The following is a 23802-nucleotide window of genomic DNA, read 5'->3' on the forward strand; positions in this document are numbered from 1 at the left end:
TCACCGGGCCGTTCCGGGGCCCGGTCAGCCGGCCGACGCGAAGGCGTCGTTCATCTTCCGCGCGGCCTCGCCCGCCGCGGCGGCGACGCCCTTACGGCCGCTGACGATCTGCTGGAACATCGCCGGCAGCACCAGCGAGGCATCGATCCGCCCCCAGCCGGGCGATGCGGGCACGAACTTGGCCCCGGCGCCCAGGGTGGTGATGAACGGCGCCACGAACGGCTCCTTCTTCGCCGCCCGGGCACGCACGTCGGTGTACGTCGGCAGGAAGCCCATGCCGTCGAAGAGCGCGGACTGCGTCTTCTTCGAGGCCAGCGCCTCCATCAGGCCGATGGCCAGGGTGCGGTGCGAGGTGCTCTTCAGCACACCGAGGTTGTTCCCGCCCGCGAAGGCCGGGGCGATGCTGCCCTTCTTGACGCCGGGCAGCGGCACGACCGCGTACTTCCCCTTCACCTTGCCGTCCTCGACGGCCTGGTGGTTGAAGTCGCCGCCGATGGCCATGGCCGCCTTGCCGGAGGCGAACGCGGTCACCGTGTCGTTGCCGCCCCAGCCGGCGCACGTGGCGGCGGGGCAGTTGGCGTCCCCGAAGAGCGAGGTGTAGGCGCGGATGCCCTGCTGCGCCGCCGGGCTGTCGATGGTGGACGTGTACGTCCCGCCCTTCTTCTCGGCCAGTTCGCCGCCGGCCGCCCAGATGAACGGCATCGCGCCATAGGTGTACGCGCCGCCGACGGCGAGCCCGTACAGGTCGGGGCGGCTTCTGTGCACGGCCTTGGCGTCGTCGATCAGTTCCCGCTGGGTCGCCGGGGGTTCGAGGCCGAGGCTCTTGAACACGTCGGTGCGGTAGTACAGCGCCCGGACGCCGACGAAGAGCGGCGCTCCGTAGACCTTGCCGTCGACGGTGACGGACTCCTTGGCGGTCGGGTCGGTGTCCTTGGCCTCGCCCCAGGCCGCGAACTCCCCGGTGACGTCGAGGAGTCCGCCGTCGTGGACGTAGCCCGCGGTGTCGGTGTTGCCGTACTCGATGACGTCGGGCGCGCTCGCGGGGTCGTTGAAGGCCGCCTTGATCTTCTCGGCGCGGGTCTCCACGGGGATGTACTCGACGTGCACCTCCGTGCCGTCGTGCGCCTTCTCGAAGGCGGTCACCGCCTGCTGCACGACCCGCTCCTTGGGCCCGCCCCCGACCTCCTGGAACAGCCAGACGCGCAGGGTGCCGCTCTTGTCGTCGGCGGTGGAGGCACCGCCCGAGGTGCCGGGCGCGCAGGCGGTGGCGGTGAGCGACGCGAGGACGAGAGCCGCGACGACGGCTGGCATGCGGGCGGGGAGCTTCATCGAGCGGACCTCCGGGTCGACGGTCATCTGCGTGATCGGCGGTGCTTCGCTATCGCGTTGCAGCATGCGCAACGACTGTTTCGTGCTGCACAACACCACGGAGGCTAGAAGGACATGGACATGCCGACAAGACTCCCCCAAAGGTCTCTACCAGTCTGTGACCGGTGCCGGGGCCGCCCCGCACAGGCACCGCCCCGACCCCAACCTCGGCCCCGGCCCCCACCTGGACCCCGACCCCGGGCCGGCCCCGAGCTCGGGCCCGACCCGGCCCCGGGCACAGCAAAGGCCCCGGGGCACGCCGAAGCGCGCCGGGGCCTTGTCGCAGGGAGAAACAGACCGCGGGCGGACGCGGACTACTTCTTGTCCTTGTCCTTGCCCTTGTCGCCGCCTGCGCCCATGGAGTCGTAGATCTCCTTGCACATGGGACAGACCGGATACTTCTTGGGATCACGGCCCGGCACCCACACCTTGCCGCAGAGCGCGACGACGGGTGTGCCGTCCAGTGCGCTCGCCATGATCTTGTCCTTCTGGACGTAATGGGCGAAGCGCTCGTGGTCGCCGTCACCGTGCGACGTCTGCGGCGTCGGCTCTACGAGGGTCCCCGTGCCTGCCCCACGCTCGGGCTCAAGAGTGCTCATAGTCACCAGGGTACTGAAGGGTACGGACATCAGTTGAGAGACGGGTCGTCCGGATAGGTCGCCACCATCGCCAGTTCGCTGCGCTGGCGGCGCAGCACCTCACGCCAGAGCCGCTCGGGCGCGGGGGACGACACGTCGCCGGGTTCGGACTCGACGACGTACCAGGCGCCCTCCGCCAGTTCGTCCTCCAGTTGGCCGGGCCCCCATCCGGCGTAACCGGCGAAGATCCGCAGCGAGCCGAGCGCCGAGGCGAGCAGCTCGGGCGGGGCCTCCAGGTCGACGAGGCCGATGGCGCCGTGCACCCGCCGCCAGCCGAGTGGTACGGCCTCGCCCGCCGCGTCACCGGGGATCACCGCGACGCCGAGCGCGGAGTCGAGCGAGACGGGACCGCCCTGGAAGACCACGCCGGGCTCGCCGGCGAGCTCTCCCCAGCCCTCCAGGATGTCGCCGACATCCACCGGGGTCGGGCGGTTGAGGACCACGCCGAGCGAGCCCTCCTCGTCGTGGTCGAGGAGCAGCACCACCGCGCGGTCGAAGTTCGGGTCCGCCAGGGCGGGGGTGGCCACGAGCAGCCGCCCTGTGAGCGAGGACACCTCGGTCATGCCAGCCATGATCCCGCATCTTCCCCCGATCCGGGCACCCAACGCAGGCATGCGTCCGAATGCGGCCGAGGACCGGCCGGCGCGGGCCGCGCGGGCCCCCGGAAGGTCACCCCGCGCACCCGGGCGGACACCGTCCGTGCCGACCCTCCCTGCGGCCCCCTCCCGGCCCACCGGCGGGCTTACGGAACCGCGCGGCCCGGCCACTAGTCTGTGCTTCCGGCCCTTTCCTCTCTTCGGAACGCGAGATTCATGACCGTCACCGATGATGTCCTGCTCGTCCACGGCGGCACCCCGCTGGAGGGCGAGATCCGTGTCCGCGGCGCGAAGAACCTCGTGCCCAAGGCCATGGTCGCGGCGCTGCTCGGCAGCGCCCCGAGCCGACTGCGCAACGTCCCCGACATCCGCGACGTGCGGGTGGTGCGGGGGCTGCTCCAACTGCACGGCGTGACGGTCCGCCCGGGTGACGAACCGGGCGAGCTGCTGCTCGACCCGACCCATGTGGAGAGCGCCAACGTCGCGGACATCGACGCGCACGCGGGCTCCTCCCGCATCCCGATCCTGTTCTGCGGCCCGCTGCTGCACCGCCTCGGCCACGCCTTCATCCCCGGCCTCGGGGGCTGCGACATCGGCGGCCGGCCCATCGACTTCCACTTCGACGTGCTGCGGCAGTTCGGCGCGCGGATCGACAAGCGCGCGGACGGGCAGTACCTGGAGGCGCCGCAGCGGCTGCGCGGCACCAAGATCCGGCTGCCCTACCCGTCGGTGGGCGCGACCGAGCAGGTGCTGCTGACCGCGGTGCTGGCCGAGGGTGTGACGGAACTCTCCAACGCCGCCGTGGAGCCGGAGATCGAGGACCTCATCTGCGTGCTGCAGAAGATGGGCGCGATCATCGCGATGGACACCGACAGGACCATCCGGATCACGGGTGTGGACAAGCTGGACGGCTACACCCACCGCGCCCTGCCGGACCGCCTGGAGGCGGCCTCCTGGGCCTCCGCGGCGCTGGCGACCGAGGGGAACATCTACGTACGCGGCGCCCAGCAGCGGTCGATGATGACGTTCCTGAACACCTACCGGAAGGTGGGCGGCGCGTTCGAGATCGACGACGCGGGGATCCGCTTCTGGCACCCCGGCGGCACGCTGAAGTCGATCGCCCTGGAGACGGACGTGCACCCCGGCTTCCAGACGGACTGGCAGCAGCCCCTGGTGGTCGCCCTGACCCAGGCCACCGGCCTGTCGATCATCCACGAGACGGTCTACGAGTCCCGGCTCGGCTTCACGTCCGCGCTCAACCAGATGGGCGCGCACATCCAGCTCTACCGCGAGTGCCTGGGCGGCTCCCACTGCCGCTTCGGCCAGCGGAACTTCCTGCACTCCGCGGTCGTCTCCGGCCCCACCAGACTCCAGGGCGCCGACCTGGTCATCCCCGACCTGCGCGGCGGCTTCTCCTACCTGATCGCGGCCCTCGCCGCCCAGGGCACCTCCCGCGTCCACGGCATCGACCTGATCAACCGCGGCTACGAGAACTTCATGGAGAAGCTCAGGGAACTGGGCGCCAAGGCGGAGATGCCGCCGACAGCCCCATAGCCGACGGCAACCACCTACAGCCCGGCCGGCCGCACTCGGAACAGCCCGGCCGGCGCTTGAGGCCACCCCACGGAAGCGACCCACCGCCGCACCCGAACAACCCGCCGCACGCAGAACAAGCCCGGCCGGCGCTTGAGGCCACCCCACAGAAGCAGTCCACAAGCCGCACCCGCAAAAAACGAGCCCGGCCGGCGTTTGAGGCCACCCACGGAAAACAATCCGAACCCGCGGCCGAACGCGAGAAGGGGCGGCACCCTCCCCCGGAGAGTGACCGCCCCATCGGCGTAACGATGGGCTTACTTGCCCTTGGCCGCTTCCTTGAGCTTGGACCCGGCCGAAACCTTGACGCTGAAGCCGGCCGGGATCTCGATCGGCTCACCCGTCTGCGGGTTGCGGGCGGTGCGAGCGGCACGGTGGGTGCGCTCGAAGGTGAGGAAGCCGGGGATGGTGACCTTCTCGTCCCCCTTGGAGACGATCTCGCCGACGGTCTCGGCGAACGCGGCCAGCACGGCGTCGGCGTCCTTGCGGGTCACCTCGGCGCGGTCGGCCAGCGCGGCCACCAGCTCACTGCGGTTCATTTTGTTACTCCCGTGTTCTTCTTGCGTTGAGGCGTGCCACGCGGCGGAGCCGCATGATGGGCACAGCGAAGCCGATGCTGCCAGGGTCCTCGGTCGGTCCCCGGACCCGGGTCCGTGGCCGGACCCTCGCGCCCAGAAAGGCATCCTGCCCCCACCTGCGGCGGGAACGCCAATCCGGCACCCGTGGGAGTCACACGAAAAGCGCCACAGCCCAGAAATAGTGACGCTCCGTCCACTCCCCGTGAGGGGTGCCTTCCGTGTTCCAAGGCCCTCCCCCGGTTCCTCAAGGGCCTGGTAGGTGCCCCGATGCCGGGGGACGTGCGCAGGCCCGGGTGATTGCTGCCCGCCACCCTAGAGGGCCGGTCGGGTCAGCCGATCCGCGACGCGCCGTGGGTGAAATCGGTCACTGTGCGGTGCCGGCGGCGGGCGCGGCGCCCGGCGAGGGTGCCGTGGCGGTCATGCCGGCGGCCTTGGCGGCGCTGCTCACGGCCCCGGCGACGGAGGAGGCGACCTTGTCGTTGAAGACGCTGGGGATGATGTAGTTCGGGTTGAGCTCGTCCTCGCGGACCACGTCGGCGAGGGCGTGCGCGGCCGCGAGCATCATCTCCGTGTTGACGGTGCGCGACTGGGCGTCGAGCAGGCCGCGGAAGACGCCGGGGAAGACCAGCACGTTGTTGATCTGGTTGGGGAAGTCGGAGCGTCCGGTGGCGACGACGGCCGCGGTCTGCCGGGCGATGGCCGGGTCCACCTCCGGGTCCGGGTTGGCGAGCGCGAAGACGATCGCGCCGTCCGCCATGGCGGCCACGTCCTCGCCGCTGAGCACGTTGGGCGCGGAGACGCCGATGAACACGTCGGCGCCGCGCACCGCGTCCTTGAGCGTGCCGGTGACGCCCTCGGGGTTGGTGTTGTCGGCGATCCAACGCAGCTGTGCGGACTGCTCGTAGTCGGCGGCGCCGCCGTTGAGGTCGTCCCGGCCGGCGTGCACCACGCCGTGGATGTCGGCGACGACGGCGTGCTTGACGCCCGCCGCGATGAGGAGCTTCAGGATCGCGGTGCCGGCCGCGCCAGCACCGGACATCACCACGCGGACGTCGCCCATCGCCTTGCCGACCACCCGCAGGGCGTTGGTGAGCGCGGCGAGCACCACGATGGCCGTGCCGTGCTGGTCGTCGTGGAAGACCGGGATGTCGACGGCCTCGCGCAGCCTGGCCTCGATCTCGAAGCAGCGGGGCGCCGAGATGTCCTCCAGGTTGATCCCGGCGAACCCGGGCGCGATGGCCTTCACGATGGCCACGATCTCGTCGGTGTCCTGGGTGTCCAGGCAGAGCGGCCAGGCGTCGATGCCCGCGAACCGTTTGAACAGGGCCGCCTTGCCCTCCATCACCGGAAGCGCGGCCTTGGGGCCGATGTTGCCGAGGCCGAGCACGGCGGAGCCGTCCGTGACCACCGCGACGGAGTTGCGCTTGATGGTGAGCCTGCGGGCGTCCTCGGGGTTCTCCGCGATGGCCATGCAGACCCGCGCCACGCCCGGGGTGTACACCATGGAGAGGTCGTCGCGGTTGCGGATGGGGTGCTTGGACGCCATCTCGATCTTGCCGCCGAGGTGCATCAGGAACGTACGGTCGGAGACCTTGCCCAGGACGACGCCCTCGATGGTGCGCAGCTTGCCCACGATCTCGTCGGCGTGCGCGGTGGAGCTGGCGGCGATGGTGACGTCGATGCGCAGCTTCTCGTGCCCCGAGGCCGTGACGTCGAGGCCGGTGACCGAGCCACCGGAGGACTCCACCGCCGTGGTGAGCTGGGAGACCGCGGTTCCGCTTGCGGGCACCTCCAGCCGGACCGTCATCGAGTAGGAGACGCTGGGCGCCGTTGCCATGGCCGACTTCCTCTGCTTTCCCTTGTGTCGCGTGCGCGCGGCCCGTGAATCGGTTGCCTGTGATGTGCGTATGTCACGAGGAGCGCCATCCGATAGTCGCACCTACCGACGGGTATGTGGTACCCGGCCCTGGATGACGCACATGGTGTTTCCGTACTGTTTGCCGTACTTACGGAAACTGGCTTCCACCATACGAGAGACCTTACGAGAGACGGAGTCTCCGGCGAAATCCGGTGTGGAGCGCAAGGTATCCGGTGCGGCGACCGCTCGGGAACAGAAGGGCCGTGAGCCACGTGCTGTGCACGGAGTCCCGGGCGGGGATGGGCGGGGATGGGGGAGGCCCGCGCCACCGGGGTGGCGCGGGCCTCTCCGCTGCGCTGTGAAGTGTGGCGACACCGACCCGCCATGCTCGCCTCGCGGCAAGTGGTCGCTCGAAGCGACTATGGTTGGGCCCGGGGGCTTGGATCGGGCCGGTGCCACATCCACGGTAACAAACGATCCCCGCAAGGCAATTCCGCCTCGGCGTACGGACGGTGTCGTGTCCGGGTCAGCCCCTTCTCGGTCTCGTCCGCGGCTGCCGGCCGGTGGGGGTTGCTCGCGCAGTTCCCCGCGCCCCTTCCAGGCGGGGGCTGCGCCCCGGCCCGGGGCGCGAAGCGCCCGTGAGAGGGGCGCGGGGAACTGCGCGACCAGCCACGACGAGGCAGTCAGGTCGTCACCGGCCCGGAGGGGCAGCCCCTGCCGGGGGCCGGTCGCGGGCCGGATCAGGCCCGGAGGAGGTCCGGGACGCCGGACGCGTCCGGGGAATCGCGGTCCGTGGCGACCACGGTGAGCCGCTGAGTGGCGCGGGTCAGGGCCACGTACAGCACCCGCAGCCCCGCAGGCCCCTCATCGGCGATCTCCGCGGGCGAGACGACCACCGTGGCGTCGTACTCCAGCCCCTTCGCCTCCAGGCTGCCCAGGGCCACCACACGCTCCCCGAGACCGGCGAGCCAGCGGGCGGCGTCCGCGCGGCGGTGCATCGCGACGACCACGCCGACGGTGCCGTCCACCTCCGCCAGCAGCCGGGCGGCCTCCGCGCGGACGGCCTCCGCGAGGCCCCGCGTCCCGCCGTCGGCCACCGCGAACCGCGGCCGCAGCCCGGTGGTCCGCACCGCGGTCGGCGCCTCGGTGCCCGGCATGGCCAGCGCCAGCACCTGCGCGGCCAGCTCGGCGATCTCCGCGGGGTTGCGGTAGTTGACGGTGAGCGTGAAGCGGCGGCGCGGCCGGGTGCCGAGCGCCTCGTCCCGGGCCTCGGCCGCCTCGTCCGGGTCGGACCAGGACGACTGCGCGGGGTCGCCCACGATCGTCCAGGTGGCGTGCCGGCCGCGGCGGCCGATCATGCGCCACTGCATCGGGGTGACGTCCTGCGCCTCGTCGACGATGACGTGCGCGTACTCGGTGCGCTCCCGGGCCAGGCGCTCGGCGCGCTCCCGGCTGCTCTCGCCGTTCGACCAGCCGGTGGGCATCAGTTCGTCGAGGCCGGTGAGCGCGTCGAGCGGGTCCAGCTCGCGGGGGCGCGCGGGGCGGGCCGGGGCGCCGAGGACCGCCTGCAACTCGTCGAGCAGCGCCACGTCGTGCACGGAGGTGCCCTCGCGGGTCAGCGAGCGGGCCAGCCTGCGCACCTCTGACTGGTTGAGCACGCGGCGGGACCACCGGCTCAGGCGCTTCTCGTCGGCCATCGCGGCCAGCACGCCCCGCGGCGTCAGCTCGGGCCACCAGGCGTCCAGGAAGGCCAGGAAGTCGTCCTCCGAGGTGATGTCGTCGTCGAATGAGGAGCGCAGCTCGGCGGCCAGCTCGGGGTCGTCGTGCCGGCCCGCGGCGCCGGACTTCGCCCACAGCGCGTCCAGCAGGAGCCGGCGGGCGCGCGGGCGGAGCAGGTTGACGGGGGCGGTGCCGCCCAGGGCGGCGCGGCGGATCTGCGCCAGCTCGTCGGCGTCCAGTTCCACGCGGCGTCCGAAGGCGACCACGCGCAGCCGGGTGGGGGTGCCGTCCGGGTGCAGGTCGAGGGCGCCGCGTGCGGCCTTGCGGAGCACCTTCAGCATCCGGGTGGAACCCTTGATCCGGGCCACCGCCGGGGTGTCGTAGAGGGTCGCCTCGACGCCGGGAGCGCCGTCGTAGAGTGAGCCCACCGCGCGGATCGCGACCTGGCCCTCCTCGCCGAGGGACGGCAGGACGCCCTCCGTGTAGGCGACGAGCAGCGGTGTCGGCGAGACCACCAGGATGCCGCCCGCGTACCGCCGCCGGTCCTGGTACAGCAGGTACGCGGCGCGGTGCAGGGCGACCGCGGTCTTGCCGGTACCGGGGCCGCCCTCGACCTGGGTCACCGAGGCGGCGGGGGCGCGGATCACCAGGTCCTGCTCGGCCTGGATGGAGGCCACGATGTCGTGCATGGTGTGGCCTCTGGCCCGCCCCAGCGCGGCCATCAGGGCGCCGTCGCCGACCACCGGGAGCTCGCGGCCCTCGGCGTCGTAGGCGGTCAGCTCGGGCCGCATCAGGTCGTCCTCCACGCCCAGCACCCGGCGGCCCTTGGAACGGATCACACGGCGGCGCACCACGCGGCCCGGGTCGACCGGGGTGGCGCGGTAGAAGGGGGCCGCGGCGGGGGCGCGCCAGTCGATGACGAGGGGGGTGTAGTCGGCGTCGAGCACGCCGAGGCGGCCGATGTGCAGGGTCTCGGCGATGTCCGCGTACGAGGAGGGGACGCCGGACTCGTTCTCCTCGGTGCGCACCGCGCCGTCGGCCGGCTCCAGCGCCGTGTAGGCGCCGTCGGGGCCCTTCTCGCCGTCCTTGCCGCGGAGCAGGTCGATCCGGCCGAAGAGGAAGTCCTCGAACTCGTTGTTCAGCCGGTTCAGGTGGATCCCGGCACGGAACACCTGCGCGTCCCGCTCGGCGAGCGCTCCCGGCGTGCCGACCTTGCCGCGCTCCGCGGCGTCCCGCATCAGGAACTCGGCCTCGTCGATCTTCTCCTCGAGGCGGCGGTAGACCCGGTCCAGGTGCCGCTGCTCGACGGCGATCTCACCCTCGCGCACGGAGTCCAAAGCCGCGGCGGGCGGCTCCGGGGCGGTGGGGCCGGGCGGGTGGGCGGGAGCGAGTGCGGCGTCCTGGGGCCGGGCGGATGCGGTGTCCGGCTCGGCGGGCTGGGCGACGGATGGATCGACGGCTTCCTGCGCGGCCACCGAAACCCCCTTCTGACGTGCTGGGCAGCCGTCCACCGTACGCGAAACCGAGCGGTCGTGCGCGCCTGCGCCCCTTCGGGCGCCCCCGCCTTGGGTGCGGTCCCCTTGCGCCGGTGGCGCCCCTCCCGCGTCGTCGTGGCTGGTCGCGCGGGTTCCCCGCGCCCTTCAGGGGGGCTGAGCCCCGACACGGCTGCCCCTTTCCACCGGTGACGAACCTCCCGTCTCGTCGTGGCTCGTCGCTCCCCCACTGCCTGAAGGCGTGGGTGGCGCCCCCAGTTCCCCGCGCCCCTTCCGGGCGCGCCGCACATAAGGCTCCGCCCGCAGGGGGCGCGGGGAACCGCGCGCGCAACCACCACCAGCCGGTGGCCGGAAGACGACAGGAACCGCCTCTTTTCGCCGGTGGCGAGCCTCTTCTCGCGTCGGGGCCGGGCACGCCGTTCCCCGCGCCCCTTCCGGGCGCGCCCTTGCGGAAAGGTGAGCGCTACTCGGCGGGCGGGGCGTTCAGCGTCACCAAGTGTTTGCCGTCGAGCGTCCTGACCTCGAAGTGGTCGATGTCGTGGAGGTCGAAGGCGGCCGTGCCGTGGACGTAGAGCGGGAGCTTGGCGACGGGGTTCGTGCTGTTCCGGATGCCGTAGCCGAAGTCCGGGACGGACCAGGACGTCATGGTCTGACTGCTGCCGTCGTCGCCGACCGCGGCGAGGGAGCAGCTCTCGGGCCCCTTGAGGTTCTTCAGCTCCAGCACGGTGTCCGTCCCCCACGGCGTGTCCGCCAGGCCCAGCGTCGCGCTGACCTTCGTGCCGGAATCGATGGCGTGCACCTTCTCCGGCATGTTCCGCAGGGCGACGCTGTCCGGCGTCGGCCGCGCGGTGTCCTCGCCACCGCCCAGGCCGAGCGTCGCCAACGGCCCCGCCACGATCAGCGCCGCCGCCCCGGCCATCAGGAACCGGGCCCGCCGGCGCCGCCGCGCCCGGTCCGCCGCGACCTCCACGAGCAGCCGGTCGGCGAGCCCCCGGCTCGGAGCGGCCGGCGGCCGGCGGCGGGGGGCGCCGCGCCGCACGGGCGGGCGGCCCGGCGTGGGCGCATGCGGGGCCGAGGGCGCCGGGGCCGCGCCCTGGGCGCCGTCCGCGGCCGCCGGGACGTCCGCGGACGGCGCCGCGGGATCCGGCAGGTCGGCGAGCTCCGCGAGCATCGGGCCGAGGCCGACCAGCTCGTCGAGCTGCCCGGCGCACCGCTCGCAGCCCGCCAGGTGCTCCTCGAACGCGCTCGCCTCCGCGGGCTCCAGCAGGCCCAGGGCGTACGCCCCGACCGTCTCGTGTACGTCGTCGTCGATGGGCGGGGACGCGCCCGGGTCACCAGGTCCGTGTGCGCTCATGACGTCACCCCCCGCTCCTCCAGCGCAAGCTTCAGTGAACGCAGTGCATAGAACACCCTCGAACGGACGGTGCCGCTCGGGATGCCGAGCGCCTCGGCCGCCTCGTTGACCGTGCGCCCCTTGAAATAGGTCTCGACCAGTGCGTCCCGGTGGGCCGGCGTGAGGTCCCCGAGCGCGTCCGAGAGCGTCATCAGCCACAGGGCCCGGTCGATCTCGTCGGCGGCCGGTATCGCCTCCAGCGGCGCGGGGTCCACCTCCTGCGGCCGGGCCTGGCGGCTGCGGTGCCCGTCGATGACGATGCGCCGCGCGACGGTGACCAGCCAGGGGCGCACGGAGCCGGTCGCCCGGTGCAGCTGGCCGGCGTTCCGCCAGGCCCGGATCAGCGTCTCCTGGACGACGTCCTCGGCGCGCTGCCGGTCGCCCGCGACCAGGCGCAGCACATAGCCGAGCAGTGGCCCCGCGTGCTCCTCGTAGAGGGCGCGCACCAGCTCCTCGTCGGGCCCCGCCGCGGGCCGCGGGAGGCCGTCCCCCGGCGGATCGGGCGGACGGGCGGGACCCGGCACGCGGGCGGGGCCGCGTCGGCCGGTCTCCCCCATCGCCTTCGAGGCGTGCGAGGCACCCCCGTCGGGCATGCCGGGCGGCCCGGCCTGGGTCGGCGGGATCGGCGGGCTGTGCGGGCGTTCATCGGCCACGGCCAAATCCTTGCGCACCCGTGCCTCCGATGTCCTCCCGCCCTGCGTTTCCACCGCTCCATACGGATGGGACAAGGAGTCCGTTCAGCACCGTTCGCCACTGCTCCGTTCCGATCGGCCCTCTTCGGCGATTCGGTCCGGCAAGGGATACTTGATGGCGATTTGTACGTCCCGAAATGTCCCTCAGACCGGAAATTCAGGGCCCGTCAGAGGGGTCGGCGCGATCTTCCGGAGCCCCGCCGCCGACGGGCTCTGCTCACCGCACGGGTGACGAGTACCACATGCTCCGGGTTGGACGTCCCGGAGCGTGAGCACGGTGCGGTCGGCGACGAGGTGTACCTGCACCTGGTCCGGAACCTCGCCCCGGCCCCGGACTGATCGCGCCCGAAGGGCTCGCCCCGCTACACCCGGGCCAGTGCCGCACGGCGCCGGTGCCGGGCGACGCGTTCCCGGTTGCCGCAGACCTCGCTGGAGCACCAGCGGCGGCGGCGGCCGCGGGAGGTGTCGAGGTAGATGAGCGGGCAGTTGTCCCCCTCGCACCGGCGCAGGCGGCCCCGGGCCGCCGGATCGGTGAGCAGGTCGACGGTGTCCCGGGCCAGCAGGGCCAGCAGGGCCTTGCAGCCCGGGTCGGCGTGCAGCGCGCGGATGAGGGTGCCGTCCCCGTTCCGCACCGCCCGGGGCGCGGGCGGGGCCTCGCGCGCCAGTGCGTTGACGTACTCCAGGGCGCCGGTCGCGGGCCGCCCGTCCAACTCGCCCCGCACCAGGTGCCCGATGTGCCCGCGCAGTTCCCGGAAGGCGACCAGCCAGAGCGGGTCGGCCGCCGGCAGCACGGCCGGGGCGGCCACCGGGGCCGGGGGCACCAGCCCCTCGCCGGTGCACCAGGCCCGCAACCGGGAGACGGAATCGAGACGTTCGCCGGGATGCGCGGTCGCCAGCAGATCCAGACAGATCCGCCCGGAGTCGAACCGGAACTCGGAGGTTGCCGAGGCCGTGCCAAGGGCGCCCGCTGCCATGAGCCTGTCACCGCCTTGTGGGGGTCCGGGTGTATGGCCTCCCCCTACAGTGCCCGCCCGAACGCCCGCCCGGAACCCGCCGGACACCGCGAGACGCCACTTCGGCGCCCGCGGCACCGCCCTTCCGCCGCGTGTCCGCCGAGTGACGTTGCGGAAGATGGGAACTCCGTGAGAGCGTCCCGGGCCACGACGCCGCCTACCTGGCCGCCGCCGAGGTCTTCTCCTGCCCGCTGGTCACCGGCGCCGCACGGCTGAGCCGCTGCAAGGCCGCCCGCTGCCCGATCGAGGTCATCTCCTGACGGGGGCGGAGTAGGCCACCGGCCCCGCAGCCGCCGGCGAAACGCGAGGGGAGGCGGGGATGTCCGTCCGCTGGGGGCCCTCCCAGGTCCTTCAGGTACGGAGGAGCGACAAGCCACAGCGGACCCGCACACGCCAGGCACCGCCCCCACCGAACCGAAGGCGTCCCGGCACGGGCGAACCCCGCGGCCGCCCACCGGGCGAACCCGAGACCACAAGGCGCCCCGAACCTCGGGTACGCGGCCCCCTGCCGTGGCGGCCCCCTACCGGTCCGCGTACTTCGCGTCGGTCGCCGGATCGAGCGCCAGCCGGTACCCCCGCTTGACCACCGTCTGAATGAGCCGCGGCGCCCCCAGGGCCGCACGGAGCCGCGCCATCGCCGTCTCCACCGCGTGTTCGTCCCGCCCCGCGCCGGGTAGCGCGCGCAGGAGGTCAGCCCGGCCGACCACCCAGCCCGGCCGCCGGGCCAGGGCGCGCAGCAGGGCCATCCCGGCGGGCGGCACGGGCCGCAGCACACCGTCGACGAGGACCGCGTGCCCGCGTATCTCCAGGCGGTGCCCCGCGACGGGCAGCGCGCGGACGCGGGCCGGCAGCTCCTGGCAGAGGAGCTGGACGAGCGGCCCGAGCCGGAAGCGGTCGGGCTGGACGGTGACCACGCCGTGGGCCTGCAGGGGCGTCGCGGTCACCGGCCCCACGCAGGCCGCCAGCACATCGTGCCCGAGCGCGTCGAGCACCCCGGGCAGCATGCCCCGCTCCTCAGCCCGCCGCAGCAGCGACGCCGCGGCCGGCGCGCTGGTGAACGTCAGCGCGTCCACCCCCCGCGCCACCGTCGCGTCCAGCAGCCGGTCCACCGGCGCGAGGTCGGCGGGCGGCAGCCACCGGTACACCGGCACCCCGACGACCTCCGCTCCCCCGGCCCGCAGCGACTCGACGAAGCCGGGCAGCGGCTCCCCGTGCAGCTGGACGGCGATCCGGCGTCCCTCGACGCCCTGCGCCAGCAACCGGTCGAGCACCTCGGCCATCGACTCGGACGACGGCGACCACTCCTCCGTCAGCCCTGCGGCCCGCACCGCCCCCTTGACCTTGGGCCCGCGGGCCAGCAGTTCCACCCCGCGCAGCCGGTCGAGCAGCCCCTCGCCGAGCCCCCAGCCGTCGGCGGCCTCCACCCACCCGCGGAAGCCGATCGCGGTGGTCGCGATCACCACGTCGGGTGCGCGGTCGATCAGCTCCTTGGTGGCGGCGAGCAGCTCACTGTCGTCGGCGAGCGGCACGATACGCAGCGCGGGCGCGTGCAGCACGGCGGCGCCGCGGCGCTCCAGCAGCGTCCCCAGCTCATCGGCACGGCGGGCCGCGGTCACCCCGACGGTGAACCCGGCGAGCGGGGCACCCGCGGCGGCGAGCCGATCGGCCGGCGCCTGGGCCGACTCCTGGGCCGGCACCCGGGCGGACTCCTGATCCGGCACCCGGGCGGATTCCTGATCCGACACCCGGGCGGATTCCTGATCCGGCACCCGACCCGGCTCCTGACACCGACCCGGCATCCGACCCTGCCCTGGACCCGGCACCTCATCCGGCCCCTGGGCCGATCTCCGGGCCGAGGCCTGGGCCGGCGTCCCGGCCGGCGCCTGCGCCGCCCTCCCGTTCTCCCTCGGCCGCTCACCCTGCTGTCGCTCGTCCATGGCTCTCGTCCCGCGTCCCGTGGTCTCGTTGGCTGCAGCTCGTGCCGTGGCCACTGTGCCGCTCTGCTGGTCGAGCCTGCCAAGGGGCCGTGTCAGGCTCGGATCACCATGATGTCCGCAGTGTTACGGCACCCGTCGGCCGGCCCGCACCGGCGCACGCCGCGCACGGACGCGTCCGCCGCACGCCGCGCACGGACGCGCCCGCCAACCCGCCGGGTCCCCCAGGCGCCTCCGCGTAGTCCGGCCCCGCCGTCTCACACCTCCGCGTACGCCGCCCGCCGCTCTTCCCGGTCCCCGGCCCCGGGCTCGCCGGCGGTGCCCTGCCGCCGCAGGTATACGGCCCAGGTCACCGCGTAACACACCGCGTAGCAGCCGAGGAAGGCGAGGAACGCGGTGGTGCCGGTGCCCCCGGTCTGGAAGGACTGCCGGAAGGCGAGGTTGACGCCGAGCCCGCCGAGCGCCCCGACCGCGCCGATCAGCCCCATCGCCGCCCCCGACAGCCGCCGTCCGTACGCCGCCGCGGCCTCCCCGGTCAGCCCGCGGGCCGCCGCCCTGGCCTGGAAGACGCCGGGGATCATCTTGTACGTGGAGCCGTTGCCCAGCCCGGACAGCACGAAGAGCGCGATGAACGCCCCGGTGAACAGCGGCAGCGACGCCCTGCCGGAGGCGAGCGCGACCAGCGCGGTGGCGGCGGCCATGGCGACGAAGTTCCACAGGGTGATGCGGGCGCCCCCGTACCGGTCGGCGAGCCGCCCGCCGACCGGCCGGATCAGCGAGCCGAGCAGCGGGCCCACGAAGGTGAGGGACGCGGCCTGCAACGGTGTGCGCCCGAACTGCGTCTGGAGGACGAGCCCGAAGGCGAAGCTGTATCCGATGAACGACCCGAAGGTGCCCACGTACAGCAACGCCATGATCCAGGTGTGCCGGTCGCGGGCGGCCTCGCGCGCCGCCCCGGTGTCGTTCCGCACCGTCGCGAGGTTGTCCATGAACCGCATGGCGCAGCACACCGCGGCGAGGATGCACGGCAGGTAGATCCCGAGCAGCACCCGCGGCCCGCCCGCGGCGCCGATCACGGCGAGGGCCACCAACTGGACCACCGGCACGCCCAGGTTGCCGCCGCCCGCGTTCACCCCGAGCGCCCAGCCCTTGCGGTGCAGCGGGAAGAACGCGTTGATGTTGGTCATGGACGAGGCGAAGTTCCCGCCGCCGATGCCGCTGAGCGCCGCGCAGAGCAGGAACGTCCAGTAGGGGGTGCCGGGCGTCATCACCACGAACGCCGCGGCGGCCGGTACCAGCAACAGCGACGCCGAGATCACCGTCCAGTTGCGCCCGCCGAACCGCGCCACGGCGAAGGTGTACGGCACCCGGACGACGGCCCCGACCAGGGTCGCCATGGACGCCAGGAAGAACTTCCCGGCCGGGTCGATGCCGTACTCGGGGCCCATGAAGAGGACCAGCGCGGACCAGAGGGTCCACACGGAGAAGCCGATGTGCTCGCAGAGCACGGAGAACCACAGGTTCCGCCGTGCGATCCGCTCCCCCTTCTCCCGCCAGAACCGCTCGTCCTCCGGATCCCACTCCTCGATCCAGCGCCCTCTGCCACGGCTGGTACGGCCACGGTCGAAGCGGCCTCCGGTACGGCCAGGGGCCGGTGTCTCGCGCATGTCCCGCCTCCACTTTCTCGGGTGGTGAGCCCGACGGTAGGGATGGCGGATTTCGTCGCCGTGGCACGGCGTGACCACGACGGAACGTTGCTCTCACGCCGGCCGCGAGCGGGGGGTGAGGGCGGTCCGTGCCCCTGCGGAGGCGGGCTCGACGGGCCGCGGCCGCCGACGTGACGGTTCTTCGCGGCCGGACTCGACGCCCTGCTCACGGGTGGCGGCGGCCGGCCGGGGTGAGTCCGGGCAGCGGCTCCCCACTCCGTCAAGGCGGGGCCGCGCCCCGACGGGAGCGCGGGGCCCGTGTCGACATCCGGCTCGGCCGCGCGGGCGCGACCAGCCCCCGGCCCGCGGCCGAAACACGACGGCTCAGGGGCGGAAGCCGAACTCACCGCCCCGGCGTGGCCAGGCCGAGGTGGTCCCGGAGGGTGGTGCCCTCGTACTCCGTGCGGAAGACGCCGCGTTCCTGGAGCAGCGGCACCACCGTGTCCGCGAAGCCGTCGAGTCCCCCGGGCGTGATGTGCGGGACGAGGATGAAGCCGTCGGACGCGTCGGACTGGACGAAGTCGTCGATGGCCCGGGCGACGGTGGCCGGGGAGCCCACGAAGGCCTGGCGGTTGCCGGTCTCGATGACGAGGTCGCGGATGGACCACTTGTTGGCGGCGGCCTGCTCCCGCCACTCCCGGGCGGTCTTCAGCGGGTCCCGGTACATCCGCACCTGGGCCCGGCCGCGGGCGATGGTGTGCTCGCCGGGGTCGGGGTCGATGTCGGGCAGCGGCCCGTCCGGGTCGTAGCCGGACAGGTCGCGGTTCCAGACGAACTCCAGGTGCTTGATGGCGGTGGCCCCGCTGACCTGCTGGCGGCGCACCTCACGGGCCAGTTCCGCGGCCTCCTCGTCGGTGTCGCCGAGCACGAACGTGGCCGCGGGCAGGATCAGCAGCTGGTCGTGGGTGCGGCCGTGGCGGGCGAGGCGGCCCTTGACGTCCCGGTAGAACGCCTGCCCCTCCGTGCGGGTGCTGTACCGGCTGAAGATCGCGTCGGCGGCGGACGCGGCGAACTCGCGGCCCTCGTCGGAGTCGCCGGCCTGGAAGATCACCGGACGGCCCTGGGGGCTGCGCGGGACGTTGAACTGCCCCTCGATGTCGAAGTGCCTGCCCTTGTGGACGAACGCCCCGGCCCGCGCGTCCCGCAGGAAGGTGCCGGTGGCCGGGTCGGCGACGATCTCGTCGCCGTGCCAGGAGTCGAAGAGTTCGGTGGCGGTCTGGAGGAACTCCTTGGCCCGCGAGTACCGCTCCTCCTGCGGCAGGAACCCGCCGCGGCGGAAGTTCTCGCCGGTGAAGGCGTCCCAGGAGGTGACGACGTTCCAGGCGGAGCGGCCGCCGGAGAGGTGGTCCAGGCTGGCGAACTGGCGGGCCACCTCGTACGGCTCGTTGAAGGTGGAGTTGATGGTGCCGGTGAGACCGAGGCGGTCGGTGACGGCGGCGAGTGCGGTGAGGACGGTGAAGGTGTCCGGACGGCCGACCACGTCCAGGTCGTAGATCTTGCCGCCCTGCTCGCGCAGCCTGAGGCCCTCGGCGAGGAAGAGGAAGTCGAACCTGGCGCGCTCCGCGGTGCGGGCGAAGTGCACGAAGGAGCTGAACTCGATGTGGCTGCCGGCGGCCGGATCGCTCCAGACGGTGGTGTTGTTGACGCCGGGGAAGTGCGCCGCGAGGTGGATCTGCTTGACCGGCTTGCCCGATGTATCCGATATGTTCGATGTGCGGGAGTGTGCGCTGCTCATGGTCGGTGGGTCCCCTCGGCTCAGACGGCGACGGCGCCGGTCGTGTCGGTGTCGGTGGTGCCGGTGGTGCCGGTCGTGCCGGTGGTGCCGGTGGTGTGGACGGGGCCGGAGGGGCCGGTGGCGTAACGGTTGGCGGGACGGGCGAGGCCGAGCAGGCCGCGCAGGGTGGGGGCCTCGTAGGCGGTGCGGAAGGCGCCGCGGCGCTGTAGCTCGGGCACCAGGCCCCGGGTGATCGCGGGCAGGTCGTGACCGGCGACGGCGGGCCGCAGCCGGAAGCCGGTCAGGCCGGCGTCCGCCAGCTCCTGGAGGAGGTCGGCGAGCTGGGCGGGGCTGCCGGTGAAGATCCGGGCGTCGCTGGTGTACGGGGAGCCGGCCAGATCGTCGAGCCGCGCCCGGCGCTCCCGCGCCGCCGCGGGGTCGTCGTCCAGGAACACCACCAGGTCGCCGAAGAGGTGCAGCGGCTCCGCGGCGCGGCCCGCGCGGCCCTGTGCCGCGCGCACCTCGCCGACGATCGCACGGGCGTGGGCGGTGTCCTCGGGGGTGACGTAGCCGATGTCCGCGGACGTGGCGAGCAGCCGGTAGGGGACGCGTCCGTGGGCGAGGGCGGTGACGAGGGGCTGGCCCTGCGGCGGGCGCGGCGTGATGGAGGGGCCCTTCACGCTGAAGAAACGGCCCTCGAAGTCGATGTAGTGCAGCTTGTCGCGGTCGATGAAACGGCCGGTGGCGACGTCCCTGATCTCCGCGTCGTCCTCCCAGCTGTCCCAGAGCCGCCGGACCACCTCGACGTGGTCGGCGGCCTCCGCGAACAGCTCCTCGGTGAGCCGGCGCCCCTGAGGTGTGGCGCGGTCCTCGACGCGGGCGGGCGGGAAGGTGCGCCGGCCGAAGTGTGCGGCCACATGGGGGAGGCGGGTCACCTGCACCCGCAGCCCGGCGCGGCCGGTGCTCACATAGTCGAGGGTGGCGATCGCCTTGGAGATGTGGAACGGCTCCGTGTGGGTGGCCACCACGGTCGGCACCAGGCCGATGTGCGAGGTCAGGGGCGCCACACGGGCGGCGATCAGGACCGCGTCGAGGCGGCCGCGCACCTGGTCGGTGCGGTCGTCCGGCACGCCGTACCGGGACGACTGGAGGGCGAGCCCGTCCTCGAACGTCACGAAGTCGAGCAGGCCGCGCTCGGCCTCGGCCACGAGGTCGGCCCAGTAGCCGGCGGTGAACAGGTCCCGGGGCCGCGAGACCGGTTCGCGCCACGCGGCCGGATGCCAGCCCGCGCCGTCCAGCGCGACGGCGAGGTGGAGGGCGCCGTCCGGAGCGGCGGGGGCGGTCGGGGCGTCCGGCGCGGCGGAGGCGGCGGGCCCCGCGGCGGCGGGGGCCGGGGAAGCGGTGGCGCCGGAGGGGGCGGCGGGGGAAGAGGGCAGCGGAGACGATGAAGACGCGGACACGAGAGGTGCCTTCCTGATCGGCCGTACGAGAACGCCGGGCCGCGGCTGGGCGGACCCGGGGCGGGGGACAGTCAGGAGCAACAGAGCGTGCCGGCCACACGCTGGAGGTCGATGTGCGGCCGGGTGTAGAGGTGTACGGGGTGGCGGGGGGCGAGCACGCGGACCGCGCGCGTGGGGACACGGAGGCCGGCCGCCGGTCGCATGTCCGTCACCTCCGCCCCTCCGGCACGACGTGCGCGCGCGGGCCACGCCGGACCGCATGCCTGCCCGCGTCGCGACGCGGGATCCATCTCGTCGTAGCGACAACCGCCGGGCCGCGCTTCCTATTCCGGCCCGCGGCGGCATGCGCCGCGGCGGGGTGGCCGGACATGGTGCGCACACCGCCGCGAGGGGCGCACCGCCGCCGCGCCCGGCTGCGCTGTGCGCCGGGGCGCACGACCGGGCCCGGCGCCTTCCGCCTCCCGCCTCCCGCCTGCCCCTGCACCCGCACCCGCACCCGCACCCGCACCCGCACCCGCACCCGCACCCGCACCCGAACGGCTCAGGCGCACACGGCACTCCCACCCCGGGGCGCGGATACTTTTATCCACCTATCCCCGGACATGAGGTACTCATGCGCCTACTGCTCGTCCACCCCAGCGCCCTGATGTACTCGGAGATCTTCCTGCGACTGGAACCCCTCGGCCTGGAACGGGTGGCGGGCGCGGCCCGCGCCGCCGGGCACGAGGTGCGCGTGCTGGACCTCCAGGTGCACGGGCACCGCGACCTGCACGAGGAGATGGCCTCGTTCCGGCCGGAGGCGCTCGGCATCTCGCTCAACTACCTGGCCAACATCCCGGAGGCCATCGACATCGCCCGGCACACCGAGCAGACGCTGCCGGACTGCTTCGTCTTTCTCGGCGGGCACAGCGTCTCGTTCGTCGCCGAGGACGTGCTGGAGCAGGCCGAGGGCGCCGTCGACGCGGTCGTCAGGGGCGAGGGCGAGACGGCCGTCGTCCCCCTGCTGGAGGCGGTGCGCGACGGCGGGCTGCGGGAGGTGCCCGGGATCGTCACCCCTGAGGGCCGCGGTCCTGCCCCGAAGATGCTGCACAGCATCGACGAGCCGCGCCCCGCCCGGGACCTGATGCGCCGGCGGAAGAGCTACTTCATCGGCGAGCTGGACCCCTGCGCCTCCATCGAGTTCACCCGCGGCTGCCCCTGGGACTGCTCGTTCTGCTCGGCCTGGACGTTCTACGGCCGCAGCTACCGCAAGGCGTCGCCCGAGGCAGCGGCCGAGGAGCTGGCGGGCATCCGGGAGCCCAACGTCTTCATCGTGGACGACGTGGCCTTCATCCGGCCGGAGCACGGCCACGCCATCGCCGCCGAGATCGAGCGCCGGAGAGTACGCAAGCGGTACTACCTGGAGACCCGGAGCGATGTGCTGCTGCGCAACACGGACGTCTTCCAGCGCTGGACGCGCCTGGGCCTGCGCTACATGTTCCTGGGCATGGAGGCGATCGACGCCGAGGGGCTCGACCTGTACCGCAAGCGGGTGAGCCCGGACCAGAACTTCGAGGCGCTCGAGGTGGCGCGCCGGCTGGGCATCAACGTCGCGATCAACCTGATCGTCGACCCGGCCTGGGACAAGGAGCGCTTCCGGATCGTGCGGGAGTTCGCCATGTCGGTGCCGGAGATCGTGCACCTGACGGTGATGACGCCGTACCCCGGCACGGAGATCTGGCACACCGAGGCGCGCCGGCTGACCACCCGGGACTACCGGCTCTTCGACATCCAGCACGCGGTGGTGCCCACCACGCTGCCGCTGGACGAGTTCTACCGGGAGCTGGTGCGCACCCAGGCCGTCATCAACCGCAAGCACCTGGGGCTGTCCACGGCGTTCGGGGCGTTCCGGGTGCTGGCCGGCAATCTGGCGCGGGGGCAGACGAACTTCGCGCGGATGCTGTGGCGGTTCAACCGGGTCTACAACCCGAAGGCCCAGCTCGCGGACCACGACCGCCCGGTCCGCTACGAGCTGCCCCTCCCCCACCGCCTGAACGTCGACGACCGCCGCCTCCTCTATGTCCACACCCGGGCCCCGTCCCACGAGAGCGACGGGGCTGCGCCCCGGCCCGCCCCGAGGGGCGCGGGGAACGGCGCGGGCAACCCACCACCGGCCGGTGGCCCGGAGACCACCGGAACAGCCCCACCGGGACGGTGACGACCCCATCGGCGCACAGCGCCGCCCCAAAAGGGGCGCCGGGAACTGCGCGACCAGCCACCCACCGGCCGGTGGCCCGGAGACCACCGGAACAGCCCCACCGGGACGGTGACGACCCGACGGTCTCGTCGTGGCTTGTCGCTCCCCCACCGCCCTGAAGGCGTGGGAGGTACCCCCATCCCCGCGCCCCTTGGGTGGGCCGGGACGCAGCGCGTCGCGGGAGGGGGCCGGGACGCAGCGTGTCCCGTGAGGGGGCCGGGGCACAGCGCGTCCCGTGAGGGGGCCGGGGCACAGCGCGTCCCGTGAGGGGGCCGGGGCACAGCGCGTCCCGTGAGGGGGCCGGGGCGCACCCCCGCCTGGAGGCGCTGCGCCCCGAATAAGCGTTGGACCGGGGCGGGCCGCCCGTAGGACCGTTGGCGCATGACGGACCAGACGCCCGCCACCGGGGCCCCCGGGGCCGCTTCCGCGCCCCGGCCTGGCGCGCCCCCCGCCGGGGGCACCGGGGGCGCCGCCGCCCGGTACGTTCGCCTCTTCGCCATACCGGGCGCCCGCGCGTTCACGTTCGGAAATCTGCTGGCCCGCCTCCCGATGGGCATGTTCAGCGTGAGCGCGATCACCATGATCGCCGGAGCCCGGGGCTCGTACGCGCTCGCCGGTGCCGTCACGGCCACCGGGCTCGCCGCCACCGCGCTCGCCGGCCCCTGGACGGCGCGGCTGGTCGACCGGTACGGGCAGGCGCGGGTCGCCGTACCGGCGACCGCGTGCGCCGCGCTCGGCTCCCTCGCGCTGGTGCTGTGCGTGGCCACGGACGCACCGGACTGGACGCTGTTCGCCTGCTACGCGGCCACCGCCACCACGCCCAACACGGGCGGCATGTCCCGGGCCCGCTGGGCCCACCTGCTGCGGGGCGACCCGGCCGCGCTGCACACCGCGAACTCCTTCGAGCAGGCCGCGGACGAGCTGTGCTTCATGCTCGGTCCGGTGCTCGCGGCGTTCCTGTGCACCGCGCTGTTCCCGGAGGCCGGCACGGTCGTCGGGGTGGTGCTGCTGGTGACGGGGGTGCTGCTCTTCGCCGCCCAGCGCCGCACCCAGCCCCCGGCGCACGGCCGCAGCGCGGGCCGGGCCCCGCTGCGGGCGCCGGGGTTCCCGGCCCTGCTCGTCGTCTTCCTCGCCACCGGCGGGGTCTTCGGCTCCCTCGAAGTGGTGACGATCGCCTTTGCGGACGCACAGGGGCATCGGGCGATGGCGGGCCCGGTGCTCGCGTTGCAGGCGACGGGGTCGTGCGCGGCGGGCCTCGTCTACGGGGCGCGGCGGCTCACCGGCCCGCCCGAGCGGCGGCTGCCCCGCTGTGTGGCCGCGATGACCGTACTGATGACGCTGCCGCTGCTGACCGCCACCCTCACCGGCTCGCTGCCGGTGCTCGCGGGAACGCTGCTGGTCGCGGGCATGGCGACGGCGCCGACCATGGTCACCGGTATGACGCTGGTCCAGCGCCGCACCCCGGCAGGCCGGCTCAACGAGGGCATGACCCTCTCGGTGACCGCGCTGCTGGGCGGCGTCGCCGCCGGCTCGGCGACCGGCGGCTGGCTGGTGGAACACGCCGGCGCGGCGACCGGCTACGCGGTACCGGCGGCGGCCGCCGCCACGGCGTTCGCCCTGTCCTGCGCGGCGGCGCGCTCGCGAGGGGCGCAAGGACCTGCCGGGGGTGCCTCCCACGCCTTGCGGGCAGTGGGCGGCGGCCACGACTAGACCGTCACGCGCCGCCCCACGCGGGGCGCAGCACCACAAGCCCGCGGCCCGCTTCCGGATGCACCCCCATCCCGCCCGTGCCACCCTTTCATCAGCGCCCG

The 23802-nt window shown here is 73.6% G+C and carries 17 protein-coding genes; 3 read left to right on the forward strand and 14 right to left on the reverse strand.

Annotated features, from left to right (window positions below):
• Positions 1-24 precede the first annotated feature (24 nt).
• From ACSMXW_RS13705 to ACSMXW_RS13715, 3 genes are all read right to left on the reverse strand, one after another.
• Complete coding sequence (locus ACSMXW_RS13705) at positions 25-1329, reverse strand: extracellular solute-binding protein (protein WP_485808008.1); 1305 nt, start codon at positions 1327-1329, stop codon at positions 25-27.
• 353 nt (positions 1330-1682) lie between these two features.
• Positions 1683-1967: a DUF3039 domain-containing protein gene (locus ACSMXW_RS13710; RefSeq protein ID WP_485806513.1), complete on the reverse strand. Its 285-nt coding sequence runs from the start codon at positions 1965-1967 to the stop codon at positions 1683-1685.
• A gap of 29 nt (positions 1968-1996) precedes the next feature.
• The gene (locus tag ACSMXW_RS13715) at positions 1997-2569 is read right to left on the reverse strand and encodes a YqgE/AlgH family protein (protein ID WP_485806514.1); all 573 of its coding nucleotides are present in this window, start codon (positions 2567-2569) and stop codon (positions 1997-1999) included.
• A gap of 249 nt (positions 2570-2818) precedes the next feature.
• Between ACSMXW_RS13715 and murA the strand changes: the two genes are divergently transcribed.
• The gene (gene murA / locus ACSMXW_RS13720) at positions 2819-4156 is read left to right on the forward strand and encodes a UDP-N-acetylglucosamine 1-carboxyvinyltransferase (RefSeq protein WP_485806515.1); all 1338 of its coding nucleotides are present in this window, start codon (positions 2819-2821) and stop codon (positions 4154-4156) included.
• A 296-nt stretch (positions 4157-4452) separates the two neighbouring features.
• Here murA and ACSMXW_RS13725 read toward each other — a convergent pair whose 3' ends face one another.
• From ACSMXW_RS13725 to ACSMXW_RS13775, 11 genes are all read right to left on the reverse strand, one after another.
• Positions 4453-4734, reverse strand: a complete 282-nt coding sequence (locus tag ACSMXW_RS13725; protein WP_189930775.1) for an HU family DNA-binding protein — start codon at positions 4732-4734, stop codon at positions 4453-4455.
• Between the two features lie 403 nt (positions 4735-5137).
• On the reverse strand, positions 5138-6610 hold the full coding sequence (locus ACSMXW_RS13730; RefSeq protein ID WP_485806516.1) for an NAD-dependent malic enzyme: 1473 nt from the start codon (positions 6608-6610) through the stop codon (positions 5138-5140).
• Between the two features lie 761 nt (positions 6611-7371).
• The gene (locus tag ACSMXW_RS13735; protein WP_485808010.1) at positions 7372-9687 is read right to left on the reverse strand and encodes a HelD family protein; all 2316 of its coding nucleotides are present in this window, start codon (positions 9685-9687) and stop codon (positions 7372-7374) included.
• Between the two features lie 619 nt (positions 9688-10306).
• Complete coding sequence (locus ACSMXW_RS13740; protein WP_485806517.1) at positions 10307-11197, reverse strand: anti-sigma factor family protein; 891 nt, start codon at positions 11195-11197, stop codon at positions 10307-10309.
• The gene (locus ACSMXW_RS13745) at positions 11194-11793 is read right to left on the reverse strand and encodes a sigma-70 family RNA polymerase sigma factor (RefSeq protein WP_485808012.1); all 600 of its coding nucleotides are present in this window, start codon (positions 11791-11793) and stop codon (positions 11194-11196) included. Before ACSMXW_RS13745 ends, ACSMXW_RS13740 begins: the two co-directional genes overlap by 4 nt.
• Before the next feature lie 497 nt (positions 11794-12290).
• Positions 12291-12902: a CGNR zinc finger domain-containing protein gene (locus ACSMXW_RS13750; RefSeq protein WP_485806518.1), complete on the reverse strand. Its 612-nt coding sequence runs from the start codon at positions 12900-12902 to the stop codon at positions 12291-12293.
• A gap of 560 nt (positions 12903-13462) precedes the next feature.
• The gene (locus ACSMXW_RS13755; RefSeq protein ID WP_485808014.1) at positions 13463-14638 is read right to left on the reverse strand and encodes a uroporphyrinogen-III synthase; all 1176 of its coding nucleotides are present in this window, start codon (positions 14636-14638) and stop codon (positions 13463-13465) included.
• Positions 14639-15132: 494 nt separating this feature from the next.
• Complete coding sequence (locus ACSMXW_RS13760) at positions 15133-16542, reverse strand: MFS transporter (RefSeq protein ID WP_485806519.1); 1410 nt, start codon at positions 16540-16542, stop codon at positions 15133-15135.
• A gap of 382 nt (positions 16543-16924) precedes the next feature.
• The gene (locus ACSMXW_RS13765; RefSeq protein WP_485806520.1) at positions 16925-18316 is read right to left on the reverse strand and encodes an NtaA/DmoA family FMN-dependent monooxygenase; all 1392 of its coding nucleotides are present in this window, start codon (positions 18314-18316) and stop codon (positions 16925-16927) included.
• A 20-nt stretch (positions 18317-18336) separates the two neighbouring features.
• A complete protein-coding gene (locus tag ACSMXW_RS13770; RefSeq protein ID WP_485808016.1) occupies positions 18337-19593 on the reverse strand; it encodes an LLM class flavin-dependent oxidoreductase in 1257 nt (418 codons plus the stop codon).
• A 233-nt stretch (positions 19594-19826) separates the two neighbouring features.
• Entirely contained in the window at positions 19827-20045 is a 219-nt protein-coding gene (locus ACSMXW_RS13775; RefSeq protein ID WP_485806521.1) for a putative leader peptide, read from the reverse strand.
• A 323-nt stretch (positions 20046-20368) separates the two neighbouring features.
• On the opposite strand from ACSMXW_RS13775, the gene hpnR reads away from it, so the two are divergent.
• The gene (gene hpnR, locus ACSMXW_RS13780) at positions 20369-21952 is read left to right on the forward strand and encodes a hopanoid C-3 methylase HpnR (RefSeq protein WP_485806523.1); all 1584 of its coding nucleotides are present in this window, start codon (positions 20369-20371) and stop codon (positions 21950-21952) included.
• A 420-nt stretch (positions 21953-22372) separates the two neighbouring features.
• On the forward strand, positions 22373-23701 hold the full coding sequence (locus ACSMXW_RS13785; RefSeq protein WP_485806524.1) for an MFS transporter: 1329 nt from the start codon (positions 22373-22375) through the stop codon (positions 23699-23701).
• The last annotated feature ends 101 nt before the right edge of the window (positions 23702-23802 follow it).

The organism is Streptomyces sp. DSM 116793, from assembly GCF_057320905.1.

Bases quoted from the DNA above. Each gene is read 5' to 3' on its own strand.
- ACSMXW_RS13705 (WP_485808008.1), bottom strand. From the start codon at position 1,329: ATGAAGCTCCCCGCCCGCATGCCAGCCGTCGTCGCGGCTCTCGTCCTC.
- ACSMXW_RS13710 (WP_485806513.1), bottom strand. From the start codon at position 1,967: ATGAGCACTCTTGAGCCCGAGCGTGGGGCAGGCACGGGGACCCTCGTA.
- ACSMXW_RS13715 (WP_485806514.1), bottom strand. From the start codon at position 2,569: ATGACCGAGGTGTCCTCGCTCACAGGGCGGCTGCTCGTGGCCACCCCC.
- murA (WP_485806515.1), top strand. From the start codon at position 2,819: ATGACCGTCACCGATGATGTCCTGCTCGTCCACGGCGGCACCCCGCTG.
- ACSMXW_RS13725 (WP_189930775.1), bottom strand. From the start codon at position 4,734: ATGAACCGCAGTGAGCTGGTGGCCGCGCTGGCCGACCGCGCCGAGGTG.
- ACSMXW_RS13730 (WP_485806516.1), bottom strand. From the start codon at position 6,610: ATGGCAACGGCGCCCAGCGTCTCCTACTCGATGACGGTCCGGCTGGAG.
- ACSMXW_RS13740 (WP_485806517.1), bottom strand. From the start codon at position 11,197: ATGAGCGCACACGGACCTGGTGACCCGGGCGCGTCCCCGCCCATCGAC.
- ACSMXW_RS13745 (WP_485808012.1), bottom strand. From the start codon at position 11,793: ATGGGGGAGACCGGCCGACGCGGCCCCGCCCGCGTGCCGGGTCCCGCC.
- ACSMXW_RS13750 (WP_485806518.1), bottom strand. From the start codon at position 12,902: ATGGCAGCGGGCGCCCTTGGCACGGCCTCGGCAACCTCCGAGTTCCGG.
- ACSMXW_RS13760 (WP_485806519.1), bottom strand. From the start codon at position 16,542: ATGCGCGAGACACCGGCCCCTGGCCGTACCGGAGGCCGCTTCGACCGT.
- ACSMXW_RS13765 (WP_485806520.1), bottom strand. From the start codon at position 18,316: ATGAGCAGCGCACACTCCCGCACATCGAACATATCGGATACATCGGGC.
- ACSMXW_RS13775 (WP_485806521.1), bottom strand. From the start codon at position 20,045: ATGGATCCCGCGTCGCGACGCGGGCAGGCATGCGGTCCGGCGTGGCCC.
- hpnR (WP_485806523.1), top strand. From the start codon at position 20,369: ATGCGCCTACTGCTCGTCCACCCCAGCGCCCTGATGTACTCGGAGATC.
- ACSMXW_RS13785 (WP_485806524.1), top strand. From the start codon at position 22,373: ATGACGGACCAGACGCCCGCCACCGGGGCCCCCGGGGCCGCTTCCGCG.